This is a genomic window from Ochrobactrum sp. RH2CCR150 (assembly GCA_014138095.1).
GTDB lineage: Bacteria > Pseudomonadota > Alphaproteobacteria > Rhizobiales > Rhizobiaceae > Brucella > Brucella gambitense.
This window is the reverse complement of sequence record JACGXE010000010.1, coordinates 62,798-85,967: the sequence shown is the minus strand read 5'-3', so window position 1 is coordinate 85,967 and position 23,170 is coordinate 62,798. Positions and strand designations below refer to the sequence as shown.

The window sequence follows — 23,170 nt, the reverse complement described above, 5'->3', positions numbered from 1 at the left end:
GAAACGGCACGCGCCAAAACGCGTGCCGTTATTTCGAATGTCAGTTCGCTTTGGCCTTTGCCGCGTTCTCTTTGATCTTGGCCTCGACATCGCGAGATATCTGATCAATCGAGAAGCTTGCCGGTTCCTGACTTGGTGGATATTCGATGAAGGTCTGCAGGAACTCCGCTGCATGCATGGTCATCTGAGCCAGCTTGAAGTCGTTCCTCACCAACCAATCAAAGTACTGATCGGAGACGATATCGGCGCGTTCATATGGGTCCATACGCAGGTTGTAGAGCTTGGGGACACGCAACGGCGTGAAGGGCTGCTGCCACACGGCGAAGCCACCGGGGTGCTGCATCTCTACAAAGACCGCTTTCCAATCGCCAAGACGATAGGCGACCAGAACGCCATCATCGTTGAAGTAAGGGAAGTCGTTGCGTGCGCTCTTGGTTTCCTGACCAGTGAGGTATGGCAGCTGATTATAGCCGTCCAGGTGCACCTTGAACTGCTTTCCGCCAATGCTCGTGCCCTTCAAAAGGCGGTCCTTGATATCCGCATCGCCAGCAGCTGCCAGTAAAGTCGGGAACCAGTCCATGCCGGAGAACATGTCATTGGCTACTTGTCCGGGCTTGATATGGCCCGGCCAGCGGACTATAGCGGGCACGCGGAAGGCGCCTTCGAAATTGGAGTCCTTTTCATTACGGAACGGCGAGTTCGCCGCGTCCGGCCAGGTGAAGCGGTTCGGTCCATTATCGGTCGTGTAGACGACGATTGTATTATCCGCGACGCCGAGGTCATCCAGCGTCTTCAAGAGCTTTCCGACGTCGCCGTCATGCTCGATCATGCCGTCGGCATATTCATTGCCGGTCATGCCGCTTTGGCCGACCATTGAAGGACGGACATGGGTGAAAAGATGCATGCGCGTCGTGTTCATCCAGGTGAAGAAGGGCTTCTTCTGGTCAACCTGGCGCTTGATGAAGTCGATTGCAGCATCGGTTGTTTCATCATCGATGGTTTCCATGCGCTTCTTTGTCAGAGCACCGGTATCCTCGATTTTTCCGTCAGCGCTTGCCTTGAGGACGCCGCGCGGCGTGCTCATTTTGGTGAAGGCTTCATCATCCTTCGGCCAGTTCGGGTTTTCAGGTTCCTCTTCGGCGTTGAGATGGTAGAGGTTGCCATAAAACTCGTCAAAGCCATGATTGGTCGGCAGGTACTCGTCGCGGTCGCCTAAGTGGTTCTTACCGAACTGGCCGGTTGCATAGCCAAGAGGCTTTAGCGCCTGAGCGATGGTGACGTCGCGAGGCTGCAGGCCGACCGTTGCACCCGGTACGCCAACTTTCGACAAGCCAGTGCGTTTTGGTGTCTGACCGGTGATGAAGGACGAACGACCTGCGGTACAACTGTTCTCGGCATAATAGTCGGTGAACATCAGCCCTTCATGCGCAATCCGGTCGATATTCGGAGTGCGATAGCCCATGACACCGAACGAATAGGCACTGATATTCGTCTGGCCGATGTCGTCACCGAAAATGACGAGGATGTTCGGCTTCGCCGCGGGTTCAGCGGGCGCATTTTGCTGCGCGTAAGTGGGTGTGGCAACCGTCGCAGAGGTCACTGTTATGACAAATGCGGCGGTTGCTGAAAGTAGCCTGCGGATGACGGGGTTCCTCATAGCGGCCTCCTCAAAATGGATGTATTCAACATTCCGTGCTCCTGTTCGCGAGGCAAATTGGGATGTCGTCGATGCTCATATCGATGGCAACTTTGGGAGGCTCGAACAATTCGGAAGCGACGGTAAGTACGTTACAGTAAATGGGCGATGATATACGCGTTGCGCCATTGACTCTGATTTATACGTGCGGCTCGTGAACGTTCAGATCACCATATGGCCCCGTTGCATTTACCGTAACGTACTGCCGCTCGCCCGAATTAATGTCATTCTTCAAATACGAAGATCCGTTGAGGGGAGATCCGTGGACAGTGAACCAGGATGGACCAGTCCGCCGCAACGCCAGCTCTGCGTCGAGAAGCGGACTTAGTAAACTTATGTTAAAGCTTCCATCTGTCCGCTCGGAGTTGAAACAATTCTCCGTGGAACCGCTGATCGGCCTTTTCGAGGCTTATGATGAAGCTAGCAATATGTTGGAAAGGCTGAGGCGGGATGAAGTTGAAACCACCCCGCTTTCCTTGGAGTATGAGACAATATGTAAGGAAATCGAGGAGGATGTCCTGCAATATTGCTTATCACATCGCTAAGCGGCGTCCCGAAATGAAACATTGTTCTTTAATTATCCGAAAATATTGACAATAGTCGCGTGGGGTTTATTTTAATCTCAAACAGCTAATTTATTCTCATGTCGGGTCCGCGAGGGGTGGTATGGCACGGAATAGTAATGCGTTTGACGACCGAGAAATCTCAGATGAGGAAATTAAATCTGCGCTGGCTGATCTGACTGCGGATAAGCGTTTTCGTGCGACTGATCGGGGCAAAGCCATACTCAATTACATCGCGGGCCTTCACTTTGCAGGTTGCGATGACGGCGTAAAAGGGTATTCAATTGCGATAGATGTTCTCGGTCGGCCAGACAGTTTTGATCCTTCTACCGATCCAATTGTCCGTATAGAAGTCAGCCGTCTCCGCGCTGCTCTGGTGCAATATTATGAGGCATTTGGTAGAGAAAACCCGATTGAGATAGAACTTCCAAAAGGTAAGTACGCGCTGGCGTTCAGTCGTCGTACAACCGCTGAGACGCCGACTTCTGATACTCTTGTCGGGCAGGAGCCAATTCCGCCTCCATCATCGCCGCCCTTAACCCTAAGGCGCCGTCTCAAGTACATGGATCTGGCAGTTGCCAGTTTCGCATTGCTGATCTCTTTAGCACTCGTCTATTTTCGCACTAATCGCTCTACGGACACTGTCAAACCGACAGTTGCAATTGACTTTAGCCCTGAGAACCCCGCCTTTAATCTAGAGGCTGAAAATGTTCGCGATTCATTGCTGATCGCACTTGGCAATTTTCACACACTGGCACTTCGTTCCAACGATAGCGGATCCATTGATCCCCAGATGCGGCTCCCCGCCTATACGGTACGCATGCGGTATCGGGTTGCAGACCAGACCAGGAGCGTCTGGTGGCAGGTAACGGACGAGGTCAAGAACGTTATTGTGAGTTCAGGCGTCGAAGAGGTGTCTGGATCGGGGCAAGCCGTAGAGCAGGTGCGAGCGGCTCTGTCATCCGCTCTTTCTCAAAAGCTGGCGGCCGCGAACGGCGTAATCAATAGCCGGGTCGCGACGGATGTTAAGAGCCAATTCTTTGGGAATGTCTGTGTTCTTAAAGCAGAAATAGAGTTGGCGAAAGGTCAGGTACAATCAGACAGCCGGAATTGTCTTGAGCGGACGTTGAAATATGATCCGCGGCAGACAGATGCAATGGCTGCTCTTTCCCGTGTTCTTGTTAACTCCGGCGGGCCAATCATCACGAAAGATGCGCTCGATCGCAGTCTGGAACTTGCACAGGATGCTGTCTCTATCGCGCCGTGGTCTGATCGAGCCGAGTTTGCCTTGATGGACGCCAATTTTCGTAAAGGCAGGATTGAAGATGCGCTGGAGGCTGGTAAGCGCGCTGTGGCTCTCAATCCCAATAATCTGGAGATCAAGGCGACCTTGGCTCTGGTCCTGTTTGCTAACCAAAACTGGGATCAAGCCATTGCCTTGATTAACGAAAGTGAACAGCAGAAGCGCAACATGGCTTTGAAAGCGCGCACGGTCCTCGCACTCGACGCTGCTCGGCGGGGTGACTGGCATGATGTATTGTCATTTGCCAATCAATTACCTCCGCAGAATGACTTGGCGTTAGGATTTCGCTTGGCGGCGCTCGTTCAACTGAGACCAACCGAAGCCACTGCGGAGTTGAAAGATGTGACGCAATCCAATCCCGGCCTGCATCAAGCAGTCGGTAACGAGCTGGAAGGAATGAGCGTTCCACCTATGGTCGCGAATGTCATCATGGATCAAATCCAGATTGGACAGACGCGGGCAGAGCTGCCCAAACCGACCGTACAGAATTGATTATATATTACGTTCAGTCGACTGGATGATCGTCGTATCGAGCTGTCGTTTATAAAGTCGAAGTGCGAAGTCCTTTATCGGTGAGGATTTACCGTAACGTACTCATTAGACATTGCGCAAAATATGAAAAGAAACGAGTATCAAGAGAATAAGTATTCATGGATTCGAAAGAATACTGAGCAGTTTGCTCGCAGTCGAGGGGATGTCATGGGTCGATTTTCGCTGCATATGCTGGCACTGGGGTCACTTGCAGGATCGTTGCTTGTCCCATCTGTTGCAATGAGTGCGGAAGGAGGAGCGGGTTTTTACCTGTTGGGATCGAAGGGACCCGCAGCGGGTATAACTCCCCCTCCCGGCGTCTATTTTCAGAACGATTTTTACTATTATCGCGGGGATCTTGGCGGAAATAAAAGCCTTCCGACAGGTGGCAAGCTGGCCGTTGGTGTGACGGGAACAGCGGCTATAGAGGTTCCGACCGTAATGTGGGTCTTGCCAGAGACCATTGCCGGAGGTTCACTCGGTTTAGGCGCATCGCTGCCCTTTGGGTGGAAGAAGACCGAAGCCGATGTCGTTTTGAATGGTCCGCGCGTCGGCGAGGTTTCGAGGGGCGTTCGGGATACGGTGTTTACCATTGGTGACCCCATCGTCAGTGGATTTCTTGGTTGGCAGACTGGCAATTTCCATTACCAGGTCGGCACAATGGTCAATGTGCCAATTGGTGATTATCAGGATGGCGAGATCTCCAATATCGCGTTTCACCATTGGGGCGCAGACATATATGCCGCCGGAACCTGGCTGGACCCTGCAATCGGCTGGGATCTCTCTGGTGTGGTCGGTATGACATTCAATGCGGAGAACCCCGCTACCGACTACAGAACAGGTAACGAGTTCCATTTTGAATGGGCAGCCGTAAAACACATCAATGCCAAATTCGATGCGGGTTTGGTTGGCTATTACTATCAGCAGCTTTCCGGCGATAGTGGAGATGGGGCTGCGGCCCCGTTCAAGGGTCGTGTGGCTGCCATTGGTGCGACAGTGGGCTGGAACTTTGAGCTGGGCGAAACGCCACTGTCCGCCCGCGTTAAATATTTCCATGAGTTCGCGGCGGAAAACCGGGCAGAAGGCGATGCAGTTATTCTGACACTGTCGATGCCTCTTTCGATGAGCAAACCGGTGGCTTCGGCAGACTAGGATCTATGGGCAGATGTGAGCCCTCGTCCAGGACAGCATGTACATGACAGTTTCCAATATCGCTTGATGAGGGAGAAGGGCATGAATATCGGATCAGGTAAAATGGCCGGATTTTCGGTCGTGGTTGGAACGATATTTACAGTCTCTGTGCATTCCCCGGCGCAGGCAGATAATGACAAGCTCAGTGGCTTTCCAGCCATGGTTCTGAGTGGTGAGACGGCTACTGCCACGGTTGTTCAATTCAGCGTTCCTTTCGATAATCTGATCAGGCTGGCTGACAAGGAGGTATCGCTCGGGAAAACCTCCCTGGAGGAAATTCAGTCGGTGGCGGGCGGTACCGTTCATAGCCATACCGTGTCATCGGTTAAGACCGCTTGGCTTTGCTATGAGATAAAGGGGGATAATTTGCCCCGGCGGATCTGGTTCATATCGGACGGTTTGAACAAGAGAAAGGGTCAGGGCGCCGTTCTTAATCTGATCTCGGCGGAACTCGTGACGGATAAGGCTGTAAAATGTGATCAGCCGCGTATTGATCTGACCAGTCTCAAACTACCCATTCCGGCTCTGAAAGATGACAAACATGCTCTGGAGGAACGTTTGGGGAAGGTGAAGGCCAAGCAATTTGCACGCTATGCAAATGAGCGAAAAGTTTCAGGCGCGACGGTAGAGCAATCGCTTGTCTACCGTCTCGATGGTGACCGCATCACCGGCGTAGCGTTCTCCCAAGCTACGGCAAAATAGCGCTCTGTGCGTATCGCATATGAGGCTCCAGCCAGACCTCAATGTAGAGGCTGCACATATGGGAATTCGCCTGAATGATATGTTTTTTGCGATCGAGGCACCGTGCACGAACCGGGCCACTTATCGTAGGCGCGATGATCTCGCTTCTGACGACGGCGGTATCATCGCTCGCTCAATCTGCAAATGATGATGTTGACGAGCTTGCGCGTAAAGTCTCCAATCCTGCCTCGTTTATGATCAGTGTGCCCGTTCATTCAGACCTCGATTTCGGGCGCGGAACCGGGAAGGTGCGGGGCTTTTCTCTCGATGTCGAGCCTGTCATTCCGATGCAGTTCAATGACCGATGGAATGTCATTTCCCATACGGATATTCCGTTGGTTTACACCAACCCGTTTGGCGAGGCGGGCGGCACTTTTGGGCTGGGGGATATCACGCAGACTTTCTCCTTCACCCCGGCAGCTCACGGCCCCCTGATCTGGGCGTTTGGTCCGCAGTTTTCTATTCCGACTGCAACAGACGACCTGCTTGGCACTGGAAAACTTTCTCTCGGGCCGTCGGGTTTGCTGCTCTATCAGACAAATTCGATTACGACCGGCATGTCAGCAAACCATATCTGGTCGGTGCTCGGAGCCGGTAGCAGACCGGACGTGAACCAGACAGAACTTCAACCGTTCATCGCGTGGCATATCGGCAAAGGCAGGACCATATCGGCCAATCTTGATGCCGATTATGACTGGACAGCCGATCAATGGACTGTTCCAGTTTCGGGCTCGTTCTCGCAGATCGTAAAGGTCGGCGATCAAACGATGAGCCTCTCGCTTGGCGCGAAATACTGGCTGGAGGCACCAGAGGAAGGCCCCAAATGGGGGATCAAGGCAGGCGTCACCTTCCTCTTCCCCCAAACCGTAAAATAGTATCGGTGACGCCAGAACAATGTGCATATCGGGCTCCACTTTCGAAGTCGATATACGCGCGCACTAGAGAAATATGCTTAGAGGCTAGCAACTCTTTTCAGATCATCGATGGCTCCGGGGGCTGCGGCAAATACGTGGCTGCCTTTGACAATGTTTTCTCCATCGACAGGGAAAGGGTGGGTATATCCGCCCGCTTCGCGAACGAGGCAAAAGCCCGCCATGCAGTCCCAGGCATGCATGTATGGTTCATAGTAACCCACAAGCCTGCCTGCTGCGACATAGGCAATCATCAAAGCGCCAGAACCGTTGCGAACGAAAGTGCCGCCGGCCTCCAGAAGATTTTCGACGATCTTGGCTACAGTCTGTGGCGTGACATAGTTGTTGGCACCGATGCCGGTGACAGCGTTTTGAATGGTCTTCGTTGAATCGAGCTTCAATGTCTTGCCATTGAGTGTCGCGCCGAGACCTCTTGCAGCGGCATAAAGCTCACCGAAACATGGAGCCTTGATGACACCAATGACAGGTTCGCCATCCTTCAAAACAGCAATCGAAACGCACCAGTTCGGCATGCCATTAACGAATGGACTGGTCCCATCGATAGGGTCCACGACCCAAGTATAGCCGGACGATCCTTCATCCAGTCCGTATTCCTCGCCGAGAAAGCCGTCGTCTGAAAATTTTTGCGAAACAAGGGTGCGAATAAGCTGCTCAACATCACGGTCAGCGATGGAGACGACGTCCTGCGGGTCGCGCTTGATTTCAATAGTCAGTGCTTCACGATTGTTGAAATAATCGAGCGCCTTAGCACCGGCAGCTAATGCAATTTCTTTGGCAAGAGCCAGTCGCACTTCCAGGTCCTGATTGATAAGGTTCGTCATTTTCTGCTTTCATTGGGAGTAGTGGTAGGCACCAAGGCGCTGCTCTGGCCTATTATTGATTGATAAGCGCGAGCCCACGCGTCTTGAAGTGTATCGAGACGTCGGTGAGTGGCGGCAGTGCCTGATCTGCTTCAGGATCAACTATGAAGAGTTTGCCATGCTCGGTTTCGATCTCATATTCAATGTGATCTCCAAGATAGGCAGCGTGTGCGATGCGACCGGGAAAATCACCACCAGCCATCGGTTGCAGACTGACGGCATTCGGGCGGATCGCCAGTTGTGCCGAGCCCATTCTGGCATTGCGCGCAGCGACACGGTGCGTCAGCGCCCCAATCCGTATCACAGCCTCATTGTTTTCGGTCGCGATCACTTCGCAGGGCACGACGTTGGCCTCGCCCATAAAGTCCGCGATGAAGGCCGAGGCAGGGGACTCGTAGAGGTCACGCGGGCTGCCCTTTTGGGCAATATTGCCTTCCTTCATCACGATGATGGTGTCCGAGACAGCCAGCGCTTCGTCCTGATCATGGGTGACATAAACCGCCGTAAAACCAAGGCGTTGTTGTAGTTCACGAATTTCCGTTCGGACCCGCCGGCGAAGCCGCGCATCCAGATTGGAAAGCGGCTCATCCAAAAGCAGAACCTGCGGTTCCAGCACCAAAGCACGCGCCACCGCCACGCGTTGCTGTTGCCCGCCTGAGAGCTCAGCGGGCAGGCGGTGCCCCATACCCGCCAAACCGACGAGCTTTAGACCTTCTTCCGCGCGTTCTCGTGCTTCTGCTTTCTTTAGGCCGGAAGATTCAAGCCCATAGGCAACGTTATCGAGCGAAGTCATATGCGGAAACAAAGCATAAGACTGGAATACCATGGAAACATCACGCTCATTGGCCGGTAGATTTGTAACGTCTTTTCCGCCAATCAGAATGCGTCCCGACGTTGGGTGTTCCAGCCCAGCGAGCAGACGCAGCGTAGTCGTCTTGCCGCAACCCGATGGACCCAAAAGGGTGACGAGCGTTCCGGGCTCGACAGTCAGAGACAGGTCGGGCAGGGCGGTGAAGCTTCCAAATGTTTTGGAGACGTTTTCGAAAGTCACGGAGCCGGGACGGATCGTAGTCATGCTACTTTCTCCTGATTGACGGTTTTGATGGGCGTGACTGCAGCAACACGGTTTTCTCGTCTGAGTTTGCGTTCGCCGACAAGCATTTGGAAGCCAGTGATGATGACGATCATCACCACAATCAGCATTGAAGAGTAAGCGATGGCGACCCCGAATTCGCCGTTTTCGACGAGGCCAACGATGTAAGATGTTGCCATATTGTATTGAGCCGAGACCAGAAAGATGACCGCGCTGATTGACGTGATAGCGCGCACGAATGAATAGACCAGCGCGGCGGTGATGGCAGGGCGCAATAGCGGCAGAATGACTTTGCGAATGGTTCTGAAACTGTTTGCGCGCAAAGTCAGCGAAGCTTCGTCGAGGCTCTTGTCGAGTTGGCTCATCGCTGCGACGCCACCGCGAACACCAACCGGCATATTGCGGAAGACAAAGCAGGCGATGAGGATTGCCGCAGTGCCCGTCATTTCGAGTGGTGGCAGATTAAACGCCATAATGTAACTGACGCCAATCACAGTGCCTGGAATGGCAAAGCTCAGCATCAACGCGAACTCGAAGACATTGCGCCCGACGAACTTTTGTCGAACAATCAGATAGGCCGTGAGCAGACCAACGGCGGCTGTCAGCGGGGCCGATAGCAGAGAAATCTCCATCGTGGTCCAGAATGAGTTCCAAGCGACGCCGGTCCATGCGATACCATTCTCCGTCCATGCAACGGAAAAGGCGCGGGTATAATGCTCTAGTGTCAGTGTATTATCGAGACCCCACTGTCGCACAAAGCCACCAACGAGGATCATCAGATAGACGACGATGGTAAACATCATCCATGGAATGACGAGTGCGTAGACACCGATTTTCAACCCGCGGGGTAGTCCGGCATGCATGCCGGAGTCGCCTTTGCCGGTAACGGTCGCAAAATTCTTGCCCGCGAGCCAAAGGCGCTGAATAAGAAAGGCGCTGAGCGTGAAGCATAAAAGCACCATGGCCAGTACGGCTGCGCGCGAGGGGTCGTTTTGCGCGCCGACTACCGCAAAGAAGATTTCGGTCGACAACACCCCATTGCTGCCGCCCAGAACCATGGGATTACCGAAGTCGGCCATGCTTTCGATGAAGGCGATGAGGAAGGCGTTGGCAAGGCCCGGCGCCATCAGTGGCAGCGAAACCCTGCGGAATGTGCGCCAACGGTCGGCGCGCAAGGTTTGCGATGCCTCCTCCATGGATGGTGATACGCCTTCAACAACGCCAATGAGAACCAGAAAGGAAATTGGCGTGAAGGACAGAACCTGCGCAATCCAGATGCCTGTGAGACCATAAAGCCAACGGCCCGGCTCTACGCCGAATATGTTGGATATCTGTTCTGTGACGACACCTGCGCGCCCAAACAGCAAGGTCAGTGCGAGACCGACAACGAATGGCGGCGTGATGATCGGTAGAATGGTTAGAAGCCGAAGCCCTTTCTTGAAGGGAAAGCCGGTCCGGGTCGCGACCAGTGCGAAAGCGAGCCCCAGAATCGTGGAACCGGATGCCGTCATGAGGGCAAGCCATAATGTGCGCCATGCTACACCGCAGCGTCCTTCGCCAATCACGCAGGCGAAGCTCCAGATCGAGGAATCTTGTATGTTGCCGATGAATCCAGCCGGATTGAACGAACCGTCAAAATCCTGAACTGAACCGGCAAACATACTGAGCACCGGATAGAATACAAACACACCAACAAGCGCGACAAGCAAGGTGATGGAAGAGACGACAAATGCATCGCCTTTCATCACGCCGCGCTCGGCGAGGCCAAACGAGAAAATCAGTAGGAAGCAAAGGCAGATCAGAAGAGCACCGGCACCGAAGGCCGGTTGTCCATCAGCGAGCGGACCAAAAAGGTTTTCGCTGATGGTCCAGTTCCAGCCGGAAAAGCCGATTGCCAGCCCCTGAAGAACGAGAAATAGAAGACCAAGAAGGCTTGCCCAGATCAGAAGGGGGCTGCGGCCACCAACAGGCAAGGCTATGCGCGCAAATGCACAAACCAGCATCAAGGCGGCGGGCACGGCGAGCCAAAGGCGAGAAAAGGCAACGATCTGCAAAATGCCAGGTGCGGTTGCACCTTCGCTGAAAAGACCTGCTAGCCAGCCGAAGCTCAGAAAGCCATCCTCTATGCGATACCATGGTAATAGAGCGAAGGCGACCAGCGCGAGCGCCAGAACAATATCCAGTCTGCGATTTTGCTGAACCATGGGGGTGCCCGCTTCCCTTCGTGTCTCGGATTGGCGGCGATGAACGTTTCAGGAGTTCGCCGTAAAACAATTCAGGGCAGGCGCGTTGCCAGCAGCGGCAACGCGTCCAAACGACGATAGAAAGTTCAAAACCGGATCAATTGGCGTGTGCGCCGATTTCCTTGTCCCACCGTTCCAGAAGCTCTTTGCGCTTGGCGGGATCACCATAGGTCTTGAAGTCATAGTCGATGAGTTTGATATCCTCAAAGCGCGGCGATTCTTTTGGAACTTCAGCGGACTTGTTCGACGGAAGCTGGAAGGATTTCGCGTCCTTCATATGAGATTGAACATCTGCCGTGAGCGCCCAATCATACCATTTCTTGGCATTGTCGAGGTTCTTGGCGCCTTTGACGATCGACATGGAACCGATTTCATAACCCGTGCCCTCACAAGGAGCGATCGACTTGACCGGAAAACCTTCAGCCGTCATTGACACTGCGTCATGCATGAAAACAATGCCAATGCCGGTCTCCCCGCGCGCAGCAGATTTGACCGGTGCTGAACCGGATTTGGTATACTGAGAGACGTTCTCGTTTAGTTTCTTCAGATAATCATAAGCCTTGTCCTCACCCATGATCTGCACAAGCGTTGCAAGCGCAGTATAGGCCGTGCCGGAGGAGTTCGGGTTGGCCATCTGAATTTCGCCCTTGTAGGACGCATCAAGCAAATCGGCCCAGCATTTGGGTTCTTTCAGCTGCTTTTTCGCCAGAATATCGGTGTTGTAGCCCCAGCCGAGCGCACCTGCATAAACGCCAACTGTGCGATAGTTGGCACTTTCCGCCTGCTTCTTGGCCCAGTCCTGCAACTGATCGAGTATCGGAGATTTATATTCCAGCGTCAGCCCTTCGGAGGCTGCCTGCAAATGTGGGTCGCCGGTACCAGCCCACCAGATATCGGTTTTTGGGTTGCGTGCCTCGGCTCTGATCTTGGCATAGGTTTCGCCGGAAGAAAGCCGAACCATGTTCACTTTGATACCGTTATCTTTTTCGAACATGTTTTTCATCTGCTCGCAGATCACGACGTCAGCGGAACAGATCAAATTGAGATTGCCAGCGGCATGTGCCGCGAAAGTTATTGACGATATACCAGCGGCGAGCGCCGCAACCAAAAATGTCGAACGCATTGTTTCCCTCCCAATGTCCGGCGCCTCCACGCCGACGTTTTTGCAAACGTGTGCATAATCTTTGCTTTTTGCGCAGAGCTGTCAACGCATTTGTAAAATTCATTCCGAATTTTTGTTAAATGGTTCAATTGTTCTGTTTTGAATAGAAATGTGCACAGCCGTGCAGATAAGCGATCATAGATGATGCACAAGAGTTTTCCGCAGATTGCTTATAATATATGAAACGTATATGTTTCATATATTCCAATGGAGCATGGAGGCATCAATGGGTATCGTGAAGATCGGTGACGACCTGCATGAAGAATTGCGTAAGGCGAGCGACGTCATGTGCCGTTCTATCAATGCACAGGCAGAATACTGGATGAAAATCGGGATGCTGGCGCAGGCCAATCCTGATATGTCATTCAACGAAATTGTGCAGATGCAGTTGCGCTCGGCACAGGTCGAAATCCCGGTGATGGTGGTGCGGCCATCATGACCAAGACGCCTGCCGAAGTTGAGCAGATGGCAATATCCGGAGCATTGCTGGCTTCTGTGTTTACGCTTCTGGATCGCACGCCGCTTGCGGGAATGACAACGATGCAGGTCAATGATCTGGTCGAGGCGTTCATTACCGGCGAATTGCAGGCGCGGCCTGCCAGTAAAGGGCAGTATGACTATCCCTTCGTGCTGAACGCCTCAAAAGACGATGTTGTATGCCACGGCATGCCGTCCAATGATGACATCATTGCCAATGGAGAGATCATTAACTTCGACATTACCCTTGAAAAGGGTGGCTATATTGCGGATTCCAGTAAGACCTACATGATTGGCGAAGTCGCCCCGTTTGCATCCCGTCTGGTACGCTTGACCTATGAGGCCTTATGGAAAGGCATTGCGGCGGTACGCCCCGGCGCGACGCTGGGCGACATTGGCTATGCCATAGAGCGCCATGCCAAGCGGCATGACTACAGCGTTGTACGTGAATATTGCGGTCACGGTATCGGCACGCAAATGCACGAGGAGCCGCAGGTTCTGCATTTCGGCAAACCGGGTACCGGTGCGCGTTTGCGCGAAGGCATGGTTTTCACCATCGAGCCAATGCTCAATCAGGGGACCGCCAAGGTGAAAACTGAAAAGGATGGTTGGACCGTCGTCACCCGCGACGGGAAGCTGTCGGCACAGTTCGAGCACACGGTTGCCGTCACCAGCAATGGCGTGCGGGTCCTGACCCTGCGCCCGGACGAAGCGAAAATGCTGGCAAGGGTAAAACATGCGGTTTGAACGGCAGATTGTTGTCAGTCGGATCTGACATGTCGTTCAAGAGCGCTGATCTGCCTATCGATTATGGTCGCGCCGCCATGTCTGGAATTTCTTTTCGAATTCCTCCTTGGTGCAGGGGTAGAGCCCGATTATAGCTTCACCGTTGTTGACCTGTTCCAGCACGAAATCTTCGTAGGTTTCCATGCCGATACATTCCTCTGCTATTTCTTCACAGAGATGCGCGGGAATAACCATGACGCCATCGGCATCGCCAACTAGGACGTCACCGGGGAAAACTGCTGCGTCACCGCAGGAAATAGGTACATTGATGTCGATGGCTTCGTGCAAGGTCAGGTTTGTTGGTGCCGATGCTTTCGCGCAATAAGCGGGCATGGGTAGTTCACCGATTCCCGTTACGTCGCGAAAGCCGCCGTCCGAGACAATCCCTGCCGCGCCACGCAGCGCAAGCCGCGTTACCAGTATCGACCCAGCGGTTGCCGCGCGTGCATCTTTGCGCGCATCCATCACCAGCACCCAGCCGGGCGGGCAGGTTTCGATCGCAACACGCTGTTTGTGATCAGGGTTGCGGAAAACTGTAATCGGGTTTCGGTCTTCACGCGCAGGGATATAACGCAAGGTGAAGGCCTGTCCGACCATGTTTTCGGGCTTGCGTGCCACCTGATACGAGCCCTGAATGAACTGATTGCGCAGGCCACGTTTGTAAAGCGCTGTCGCCACCGAGGCCGTGGAGACCTTCTTCAGCTTCGCGCGGGTTTCGTCCGAGAGAACATAATCGCTCATCGTCTGCCTCTTAATAGATCACCGGTTCGTCGACCGGACGGCCAAAGTCAGTTTTCAGAAAGTCGAAGTCGCAACCCTTGTCTGCCTGTTCGACATGTTTGGAAAAGACAAAGCCATAGCCGCGTTCATATTTGGGCTCAGGTGTTTTCCAAGCTGCACGGCGCTCAGCCAGTTCTTCGTCCGGAACAAGCATGTTGAGGCTGCGGGCGGGGATATCCAGTTCCACGATGTCGCCCGTTTTCAGCAGGGCAAGTGGTCCTCCGATAAAGGATTCCGGGGCCACATGCAGAACACAGGCGCCAAAACTCGTTCCCGACATGCGGGCATCGGAAATGCGCACCATATCTCGCAGGCCGAGCTTCAAAAGTGCCTTTGGCATCGGGATCATGCCCCATTCCGGCATGCCCGGTCCACCCTGCGGTCCAGCGTTCCGCAATACAAGTACCGTATCCGGTGTCAGCGGATAGTCGGGGTCATCAATGATCTTCTTCAGCTCGGGGTAGCTGTCTGCAACCAATGCCGGGCCTTTATGGCGATGGAATTTCGGATCGCAGGCGGCGGGCTTGATGACGGCACCATCGGGGCACAGGTTGCCCTTCAAGACAGCCAGTGAACCCTCGTGATAAACGGGATTGGATAGCGGGCGGATCACATCATCGTTCCAAACCTGTACCTTCTCCAGCCCTTCCACGAGTGCTTCACCTGTCACGGTGATAGCCGTGGGGTCGAGCTTGTCTGCAAGATGTTTCATCAATGCGCGAATGCCGCCAGCGTAATAAAAATCTTCCATCAGATATGTAGATCCCGATGGCCGAATATTGGCGATCACCGGCGTGGTGCGCCCGATACGGTCAAGATCGTCAAGCTCCAACGGAATGCCAGCGCGGCGCGCCATGGCAATCAGGTGAATGATTGCATTGGTCGAACATCCAGTCGCCATGGCAACAACGACGGCATTTTTGACAGCAGCAGCAGTTATAATCTGATCGGGCTTCAGATCATCCCATACCATGTCGACAATGCGACGTCCGCATTGGGTCGACATGCGTTGATGGTTGGCATCAGCGGCTGGAATGGAAGATGCGCCGGGAAGCGAGAGCCCCATTGCTTCTGCGATCACGGTCATCGTTGAGGCCGTGCCCATCGTCATGCAGTGTCCGTAGCTTCGAGCGATGCCACCTTCTATGCCTTGCCATTCTTCCTTGCCAATGGTGCCAGCGCGGCGCTCGTCCCAGAATTTGAACATGTCGGTGCCTGACCCAAGCGTTTTACCGGCATAGTTGCCGCGAAGCATCGGACCTGCAGGCAAGAAAATGAAGGGTAGGCCAGCGCTTGTGGCACCCATGATGAGTGCAGGCGTGGTCTTGTCGCATCCGCCCATCAAAATTGCACCATCGACCGGATGCGAGCGCAACAGTTCTTCGGTCTCCATTGCGAGCATGTTGCGATAGAGCATTGTTGTGGGTTTCACGTAGCTTTCGGACAAAGACAATGCAGGCAGTTCCAGGGGAAAGCCGCCGGCCTGCAAGATGCCACGCTTGACCCATTCGACCCTGTCTTTGAAATGGGCGTGGCAAGGCTGAGCATCTGACCACGTATTGATGATCGCGATGATTGGCTTGCCCTCCCAGTCTACCGGATCATAGCCCATCTGCATGGTTCTGGAACGATGGCCCGAAGAGCGCTGATCATCCGGTAACATCCAGCGCGCAGAACGCAGATCGGCATATTGCTTCCTGGGCATTTCAAGTTCTCCCCGAAAATTGTCTGGCCCGGCCTATCATCAGCGAGCCTACTTTAGTTGTGTCTGTGCCTCTATGGACTGGCCCATGGAGGCTAATCGCCACGCGTATAGTCTTGTGCGGTAAAAGCGCCCCCTTGATAGCGACGCGTGATCGGATCGCCGTTTTCGGCGAGACTGCCGAAACGCGAGGCGTCATCCTGCGGTACGTAGCCTATGCGACTGGCATCGTCTTTTTCCCACCATCGACCGGCATTGGCGGAAATCCCCCAAACCACTGCAAAGCCGGTTTCCTCCGCCTCGACCGCACCGATCGACAAGCGCACCAGATCATTTTGCGAAAGCCAGGTGGCAAGGTGGCGCGCTTCAGTCGGCTCGGGGAGGCATGAGCCGATCCGCACATGAACGCTTTCGACGCCATGCTTCTCGAACATCATCCGTCCGAGCAATTCACCATAAGCTTTGGACAGCCCGTAATAACCATCCGGCTTGAATGGATCGTCGCTGTTCAAAACCACGTCGCGCTCATAAAAGCCAATCGTGTGGTTGGAGCTGGCGAAAATCACCCGCTGTTTTTCGGCGCGCGCGGCCTCGAAAATATGGGTGACGCCGAGAAGATTGGCTCTGGCGATAAGATCATAGGGCTTTTCAATACTAATGCCGCCGAAATGCAATATCGCATCGGTGCCGCAAACGAGATCGGCAACCGCTTCGGCATTGCTCAAATCCGCCTGGATGAATTCTGCATCTTCAGGCAGCGGATCGGGAAAGGGCTCAATATCGGACAAGCGGAGGCGGTATCCGGCTTGTGAGAGTTTCTGCGTCAACATGCGGCCAAGATTGCCGGAAGCGCCGGTCAAAAGGAGGTGTTTCATTCCATCAAATTCCCTTCATGCGCGCCACTTTTGCCCCGGCAACGGTACTGGTTGCCAGATGCACGCCGCCGGATTGCGGGGCGGAAGCCAATTTATCGGCCGATCCAAGGCGGTGCGAGGTCAGCGCGATCTGTTTCAGATCAGGACCACAGAAACATGGCATTGTCGGTGCCGGGACTGGAACCGTAAAGCTGGCGAGTAAGGTTCCATCAGCGTCGAAGCGATTCAGGACACCAGCCGATACGCCTGCACTCCAGTAAGCGCCTTCGGCATCGCACGCGCCGCCGTCCGGTCTGCCGGTGTCTTCGTCGAGATCGCGGATGCGTTTGCGGTCGCCTATATGGCCCGTAGCGGGATTGAACTCATAGCGGTCGATCCATGGACCACGGGAATCTGTATGGAACATTGTGGTTCCATCGGGTGTCCAGGCGAGGCCATTCGATACCTCAAAACCTTGCGCCATGATCTCTGCATGCCCGTCCGCCGTGATACGGTAGAGCTTTGCGATAGGCTCGCGTTCGAGACGACAATCCATGCTGCCAATCCACAGCGCGCCGTCGGGACCGATCTTGCCGTCGTTGAGCCGCGATGTTTCTGGCTCATCATAGCCGCTCCACAGAGGCTGCCTGTCACCGCTATCTGGATCGAACAGAATGATTTCACGTGCTAGCGCGACGATCAGCTTGCCGCTTTCGGCAAGCCCAACGCACGGCACCTCGGCTTCAAAGATCCAGTCGCGAACCGGGCCGTTCTCGAGGTCTATTTCGTAAACCTTGCGCCCATTGATATCGCACGCAAAAAGCGTTGCCCGACGCTCGTCCCAGACCGGGCTTTCCATCAATTCGCTGCGCAGATCGGCAATGCAGTGAAACGGTCCAATCATAATGCGTTCGTCTTTCTGCGGATAACGTCAGGATGTTCGAGGACAAAGCCAGAGAGTGAGAGGCCAAGCCCGGCACCTTCAAAAGGATAAATCAGACCGTTTTCAATACGCGGCATCACTGTAACCAGATCGCGATACCATGAGGTGTAATAGGCCCGGACCGACTCCTGATAAATGGCGTTCGGCGCATTGAGTGACAGGTGAATGGAGGCTGCGAACACGACCGGTCCCGTGCAATCATGCGGTGCAATAGGTCGCTGGAAAGCCTCGGCCATGGTGGCGATCTTTTTTGCTTCGGAAAGTCCGCCGCACCAAGAAATATCGAGCATGATGTAATCGGAAGCATCGGCGCGCAGGACATCGAGGAATTGCGCGCGGGTTGCCATTGTTTCGCTGGCGCAAACCGCAATACCGGACTTTTGCGCATAGACGGCAAGCGCTTGCGGGTTCATCATCTTGATCGGGTCTTCCGACCAGAATGGACGGAACGCCTTTAACTCTCGTGCAATCGTCAGTGCTGATGTCAGGTCCCACATGGAGTGGAACTCGACCATGATCTCCATCTGGTCGCCGACAGCATCGCGTATCTGTCGAAATGGTACGAGGGCCTTGTCGAGATCCTGCGCATGAATAAAGTTACCTCCCGACGCTACAGCAAATGGATCGAACGGCCAGATTTTCATGGCCGTTATACCTTCGGAGAGAAGGCTTTCGGCAAGCGCTCCCGCGTCGCGGTGAAAGGCAAGTTGGTCTTCATAAGGCCCTTCTTTGCCTTCGTCCGTATCACCTATGTAGCGTCGTGCACCGCTCTTGTTATAGGTGTAGCCTGCACAGGTATTGTAAGTGCGGATGGATTGCCGCGACAGCCCGCCCAGCAACTGATGGATCGGTTGTCCGGTGACCTTGCCAAAGATATCCCAAAGCGCGATATCGATGGCGGATGCAGCGCGAATTTCCACACCGGAAGACCGAAAACCGACATAAGGTTCCAGCAGGAGTTTGGATATCCGGTCGATTTCAAGCGGGTTCTGCCCGATCAGTTGTGGCGCGATATCACTATGAATATAGGCGGCCACTGCATTTGCACCGCGAAATGTCTCACCCAGCCCCACGATTCCTTCATCGGTGTGGATTTGAACCCACAAGATGTTGTTCAGGTGCGGCAACTGCACCGTTTCGACAGCCGTGATCTTCATCATAGGCTCCTGTTCAGTCTTGCACGCTAATGCGCGGATGGTTGACGGTTGCGCGCAACAATTTGCGTGGGGTTGACGAAGCGCAGAGCCAGAAGAAGCCAGACCAACGAGGTCACCATGTAGATCACGGCCATGGCGTCGATGGATTGGACGGAACGAACACCGGCTGCGAACACTGAATAGTAAAGTGCCACCACAAGTGTCTGCGATGTTGGGCCTGCTGTCAGGAAGGTCAGTTCAAACATTGCCACAGTTCGCACCAGAACCAGAAGCATGGCCGCCAAAACACCCGGCAGTAGCATCGGCAGGAGTACATGAATGAAAAGTTTGAATGTGCCAGCGCCGAAGACACGCGCTGCTGCTTCGACCTTGGGGTCGATCTGCTCAATGAACGGGATCATCACGAGAATGACAAAAGGGACGGTTGGTACGAGATTGGCAAGAACCACACCCCAGAATGTTCCGCCAACGCCGAATTTGTAGAGCACGGTTGCAAGCGGTATGCCGAAGGTTATCGGTGGGACGAGCAGGGGCAAAAGGAAGACCAGCAACACCAATTTCTTACCGGGAAAATCGCGTCGAGCCATGGCGTAGGCAGCGGTTACGCCGAGAAAGCCGGACAGGATGACAACCGCAAAGACCACCTGGAACGTGACGAGCAAAACCTGATCCAGCTGGAATTCGGCCCAGGCCGCCGCGTACCATCGCGTGGTGAAAGCGTCCGGAAGCCAGGTACCCAGCCAGCGCGTGCCGAAGCTCGATACGACGACAGCCGTGATGACCGCCAGAACATTGAGGACGAAAAAGCCGGTCAGAAGCCAGACAACCGTGATCCAGAGTTTGGAGAGAAGGGATGTATCCCGAACCATGATTTATCCTTTCCCGCCGGCTGTCGAGCCACGATAGAAAAGTGAGCGAACGCCAAGAAGCGCACCGACGACGAGCAATTGTACGGCTGCCATGATCATGGCGATCGAAGATGCCATGGAGTCGTCATACTGCTCGAATGCCGCTTGTGCAGCAGCAATGGATATGACGCGTGTGGGGCCGGATGGTGCACCCAAAAGCACGGCGGAAGGGAAGACGGCGAAAGCCTGAACGAAGGTGAGGCAGGCCGCGACGACCAGTCCGGGTACCAGCAAGGGCAACATGACATATCGAAAACGCTGCCAGCTATTGGCTCCGTGTGTGGCCGCCGCCCGTTCCAATGCAGGGTCAATGCCGGTGATGTAAGAAAGTGTCAGCAGAAACGTGAACGGAAAGACGGTTATGACAAGCGAGGCAAAGACACCCCAGTAATTGTTGGTCAGCTTCAACGGGCTGTCGATCAGGCCGATGAATATCAGCGTGCGGCTGAACCAGCCTTGTGGACCGAGATAGTTGAGAAGACCTTCTGCAATCAGAACTGTGCCGAGCGTAATGGGCAGGACCAGTATGGTCGTCAGCAGCCTCTGACGTCGCATCAATCGAACGCGCAAAGCAATAGGTACAGCAAACATCACGCTGATGATCGTAACCGGCACGGCAAGCCACAGAGTGGCGCCGATGGTTTTATAAAGAAACGGATCAGAGAAGAATTTGGCGTAATTGGCAAGTGCTCCGCCTCCGTCCAGCGGATTGAACGACAGTACCAGACCATAGAGAAACGGGTAAATGAAGACGCCGATCACAAACAGCAGCGCGGGCAGGATGAGCAGTGTCACGCCGTCAAAGCCGCGATTGGCCAGCCTTTGCCGCAAACTGGGCGTTATTGGAGCCTCGGCATATCTCTCTTGAGCTATGTCGGCCATGTCTCAGCCCTCCGCCGGAAAGACAAGCGCATTGGCGGCATCGATACCGAGTGCGATCTGACTACCGGGTTCAACGCCTCTGGGGCCGTGAAAGATAAGTTCCAGACCCGTCTGCGTGCGCGCTGTGCCCACATATTCACGACCGCGATATTCGATGGTCTCAACCGTGGCCTGTAAGACATTTCGATGATCGGAGCCTGAAACGACATCGTCGCCGCGAGCCATCAACACGGCTTCATCGCCCACCTTCAATGTGTCAGCCGCACGCCCGGTCAGTTCACTGTCAGCAACGGCAATCGTCGCCTGTCCGTTTTCGATACGGGTGATCTTGCCGGGCAACGCGTTTCGAAACCCCATGAATGCAGCAACATCTCTGTAAAGCGGCGCTTCATAAAGCTCGTTAGGCTTGCCAACCTGACGGATCTCGCCGTCGCGCAACACCACAATGCGATCTGCCAACGACAAGGCTTCGTCCTGATCGTGCGTAACGTAGATTGTAGTGGAACCAAGCTGATTATGGATGCGGCGGATTTCAGCGCGCATCTCAAGACGTAGCTTGGCGTCGAGGTTGGAAAGCGGCTCATCCATCAGAACCAGTGGTGGCTCGATCACAATCGCGCGGGCGATAGCCACGCGCTGTTGTTGACCGCCTGAGAGTTGTCCGGGGAGTTTTTCTTCCTGTCCCTGCAAGCGCACCAAAGCCAGTGCAGCGCGTGAGCGCTTTTCAATTTCACTCTTGGCCAGCCCGCGCATTTTAAGGCCGAAGCCAACATTCTGCAGAACGTTCATATGCGGAAACAGCGCATAGTTCTGGAAAACCATACCAAAGCCGCGATCCTCGGGCTTTAGCTGGTCGACACGACGGTTATCGATATAGATGCCACCGCCCGTCGTGCCGAGAAGACCGGCAATGCAATTGAGAGCTGTCGACTTTCCGCAGCCGGAAGGGCCGAGAAGTGCGATGAATTCGCCTTTCCGAATGGTGAGGTTAATCTCCCTCAGCGCATTGAAAGTTCCGAATGATCGGCTCATCCGGTCTAGCCGGAGTTCTTGAAAGGACATTGACGCAAACACCATGATTGGTTTGACGATCATGGGCGTTTCTGGACGAGCCGGTGTGGCTCGCCCGGAAATACCCGCTTAAAAGCCTTAACTGGCCGCGACCTCTTCATCCCAACGCCGGAAAGCAGCGACAAGCGCCTCCGGTTCGAGCGGGAGCTCAATCGGATTATTGGCGATCCATTCGGCATATTCGGGACGTCCGAATTCAGCGATGATGTTCTGACTTTCCTTCGGCGCCATCTCGATCGTAACGTCCTTGACCGCCGGACCGGGGTAGAAATAACCGGCATCGTAAGAATAAGCCTGCTGATCCGGCTTCAAGGCGAATTTGATGAACTCCATCAGCACGGCGATCTTTTCTTCCGAAACGCCCTTTGGAATTGCAAAATAATGCGCATCGCAAACCCAATGGAAACCTTCAAGCTTGCTGACGCCCATTTCCTTCGGCACGACGCCGAGCGCACGCGGATTAATGTCCCAGCCCGTGGTGGTCACGGTCATATCGCGGGTGCCTTCGCCCAGTTCCTTCATCAGTGCGCCGGTACCTGCCGGATAATATTCGATGTTCTTGTGCAATTCCTTCAGATAGGCCCAGGTCTTCTCCCAGCCATTGATAGGGTCTTTTGGATTGCTGTCGCCGAGAAGATAGGGCAGGCCCATCAGGAATGTGCGGCCCGGACCGGAATTGGCAGGACGGGCATAGATGAACTTATTGGGGTTCTCCTTCGTCCAGGCCAGAAGTTCCTCCGCGTTCTTCGGCGCGGTCTTGACCTTGTCCGGGTGGAATTCAAGAAGGGGACCGGACGGGTAATAGGACACCACAACGCCTTTGCCCTTGGACATTTCCTGCATGCGCCATGCTGGCTCAAGATAAAGGTCCTGCAGTTTGGGCAGACCGTTTTCCGGCAAGGCGATGATATCCGTCCAGATATCGTCTGCAAGACCTGCAGATAGCGCATCAGGGCCGACAATGACCAGATCGATGTCGATGCGGTTGGCGCGCTGCTGAGCCTTGATCTTACCGGGCAGTTCAGGGGCTGGCGCTTTATTGAATGTAAAGCGTGAAACGAGCGCCTTTTGTTCGGATGCAAAATTATCAAATATCGGTTGGGTCAGGGCGAGATTGCCTGCAGCATCGATAACGTTCAATGCTACGGGTGATGACGGCAGCTTTGCCGACTGCGCCCAGGCACCTTTTGGCAGCATGATACCCATGCCCGTTGCAAGCCCGGCCCCCGCCATGAATGTACGGCGCGAAATTCCCTTATTCATGTTCTCCTCCATTTTTGGTTCTGCGGTGCGCC

The 23,170-nt window shown here is 54.3% G+C and carries 20 protein-coding genes; 6 read left to right on the top strand and 14 right to left on the bottom strand.

What is annotated here, in order from left to right:
* Positions 1 to 40 precede the first annotated feature (40 nt).
* Positions 41 to 1,657: an arylsulfatase gene (locus FHW03_RS18760; RefSeq protein WP_182521992.1), complete on the bottom strand. Its 1,617-nt coding sequence runs from the start codon at positions 1,655 to 1,657 to the stop codon at positions 41 to 43.
* 705 nt (positions 1,658 to 2,362) lie between these two features.
* Here FHW03_RS18760 and FHW03_RS18755 point away from each other — a divergent pair.
* The 4 genes from FHW03_RS18755 to FHW03_RS18740 all read left to right on the top strand — a co-directional run bounded on the left by FHW03_RS18755 (position 2,363) and on the right by FHW03_RS18740 (position 6,900).
* Entirely contained in the window at positions 2,363 to 4,054 is a 1,692-nt protein-coding gene (locus tag FHW03_RS18755) for a tetratricopeptide repeat protein (RefSeq protein WP_182521991.1), read from the top strand.
* 228 nt (positions 4,055 to 4,282) lie between these two features.
* Positions 4,283 to 5,245, top strand: a complete 963-nt coding sequence (locus tag FHW03_RS18750) for a transporter (protein WP_182522060.1) — start codon at positions 4,283 to 4,285, stop codon at positions 5,243 to 5,245.
* 81 nt (positions 5,246 to 5,326) lie between these two features.
* A complete protein-coding gene (locus FHW03_RS18745; protein ID WP_182521990.1) occupies positions 5,327 to 5,986 on the top strand; it encodes a hypothetical protein in 660 nt (219 codons plus the stop codon).
* Positions 5,987 to 6,120: 134 nt separating this feature from the next.
* The gene (locus FHW03_RS18740) at positions 6,121 to 6,900 is read left to right on the top strand and encodes a transporter (protein ID WP_182521989.1); all 780 of its coding nucleotides are present in this window, start codon (positions 6,121 to 6,123) and stop codon (positions 6,898 to 6,900) included.
* A 77-nt stretch (positions 6,901 to 6,977) separates the two neighbouring features.
* Here the strand turns inward: FHW03_RS18740 and FHW03_RS18735 are convergent, their stop codons facing one another.
* The 4 genes from FHW03_RS18735 to FHW03_RS18720 form a co-directional block, all read right to left on the bottom strand.
* Entirely contained in the window at positions 6,978 to 7,778 is an 801-nt protein-coding gene (locus tag FHW03_RS18735) for an inositol monophosphatase family protein (RefSeq protein WP_182521988.1), read from the bottom strand.
* Between the two features lie 52 nt (positions 7,779 to 7,830).
* Entirely contained in the window at positions 7,831 to 8,892 is a 1,062-nt protein-coding gene (locus tag FHW03_RS18730) for an ABC transporter ATP-binding protein (RefSeq protein ID WP_182521987.1), read from the bottom strand.
* Complete coding sequence (locus FHW03_RS18725; protein ID WP_182521986.1) at positions 8,889 to 11,114, bottom strand: iron ABC transporter permease; 2,226 nt, start codon at positions 11,112 to 11,114, stop codon at positions 8,889 to 8,891. The genes FHW03_RS18730 and FHW03_RS18725 overlap by 4 nt, the downstream gene beginning before the upstream one ends.
* A gap of 136 nt (positions 11,115 to 11,250) precedes the next feature.
* Positions 11,251 to 12,276 carry an ABC transporter substrate-binding protein gene (locus tag FHW03_RS18720; RefSeq protein WP_182521985.1) on the bottom strand — a complete coding sequence of 342 codons (1,026 nt, stop codon included), beginning with the start codon at positions 12,274 to 12,276 and terminating at the stop codon, positions 11,251 to 11,253.
* Positions 12,277 to 12,541: 265 nt separating this feature from the next.
* Between FHW03_RS18720 and FHW03_RS18715 the strand changes: the two genes are divergently transcribed.
* On the top strand, positions 12,542 to 12,754 hold the full coding sequence (locus FHW03_RS18715) for a ParD-like family protein (RefSeq protein WP_182521984.1): 213 nt from the start codon (positions 12,542 to 12,544) through the stop codon (positions 12,752 to 12,754).
* Positions 12,751 to 13,539 (top strand): type I methionyl aminopeptidase, encoded by a 789-nt coding sequence (map, locus tag FHW03_RS18710; protein ID WP_182521983.1) that lies wholly within the window; start codon positions 12,751 to 12,753, stop codon positions 13,537 to 13,539. The genes FHW03_RS18715 and map overlap by 4 nt, the downstream gene beginning before the upstream one ends.
* Before the next feature lie 54 nt (positions 13,540 to 13,593).
* Here the strand turns inward: map and FHW03_RS18705 are convergent, their stop codons facing one another.
* The 9 genes from FHW03_RS18705 to FHW03_RS18665 all read right to left on the bottom strand — a co-directional run bounded on the left by FHW03_RS18705 (position 13,594) and on the right by FHW03_RS18665 (position 23,108).
* The gene (locus FHW03_RS18705; RefSeq protein WP_182521982.1) at positions 13,594 to 14,319 is read right to left on the bottom strand and encodes a ribonuclease activity regulator RraA; all 726 of its coding nucleotides are present in this window, start codon (positions 14,317 to 14,319) and stop codon (positions 13,594 to 13,596) included.
* A gap of 10 nt (positions 14,320 to 14,329) precedes the next feature.
* On the bottom strand, positions 14,330 to 16,063 hold the full coding sequence (gene araD / locus FHW03_RS18700) for an L-arabinonate dehydratase (protein WP_182521981.1): 1,734 nt from the start codon (positions 16,061 to 16,063) through the stop codon (positions 14,330 to 14,332).
* Between the two features lie 92 nt (positions 16,064 to 16,155).
* On the bottom strand, positions 16,156 to 16,935 hold the full coding sequence (locus tag FHW03_RS18695; RefSeq protein WP_182521980.1) for an NAD(P)-dependent oxidoreductase: 780 nt from the start codon (positions 16,933 to 16,935) through the stop codon (positions 16,156 to 16,158).
* A gap of 4 nt (positions 16,936 to 16,939) precedes the next feature.
* Entirely contained in the window at positions 16,940 to 17,818 is an 879-nt protein-coding gene (locus tag FHW03_RS18690; protein WP_182521979.1) for an SMP-30/gluconolactonase/LRE family protein, read from the bottom strand.
* Positions 17,815 to 19,014 (bottom strand): mandelate racemase/muconate lactonizing enzyme family protein, encoded by a 1,200-nt coding sequence (locus FHW03_RS18685; protein ID WP_182522059.1) that lies wholly within the window; start codon positions 19,012 to 19,014, stop codon positions 17,815 to 17,817. Before FHW03_RS18685 ends, FHW03_RS18690 begins: the two co-directional genes overlap by 4 nt.
* A gap of 26 nt (positions 19,015 to 19,040) precedes the next feature.
* A complete protein-coding gene (locus FHW03_RS18680) occupies positions 19,041 to 19,883 on the bottom strand; it encodes an ABC transporter permease subunit (protein ID WP_182521978.1) in 843 nt (280 codons plus the stop codon).
* Between the two features lie 3 nt (positions 19,884 to 19,886).
* Positions 19,887 to 20,804: a carbohydrate ABC transporter permease gene (locus FHW03_RS18675; protein WP_182521977.1), complete on the bottom strand. Its 918-nt coding sequence runs from the start codon at positions 20,802 to 20,804 to the stop codon at positions 19,887 to 19,889.
* 3 nt (positions 20,805 to 20,807) lie between these two features.
* Positions 20,808 to 21,881, bottom strand: coding sequence for an ABC transporter ATP-binding protein (locus tag FHW03_RS18670; RefSeq protein WP_182522058.1), 1,074 nt, complete (start codon positions 21,879 to 21,881; stop codon positions 20,808 to 20,810).
* Between the two features lie 72 nt (positions 21,882 to 21,953).
* Positions 21,954 to 23,108: an extracellular solute-binding protein gene (locus tag FHW03_RS18665; RefSeq protein ID WP_377515214.1), complete on the bottom strand. Its 1,155-nt coding sequence runs from the start codon at positions 23,106 to 23,108 to the stop codon at positions 21,954 to 21,956.
* Positions 23,109 to 23,170: the final 62 nt, after the last annotated feature.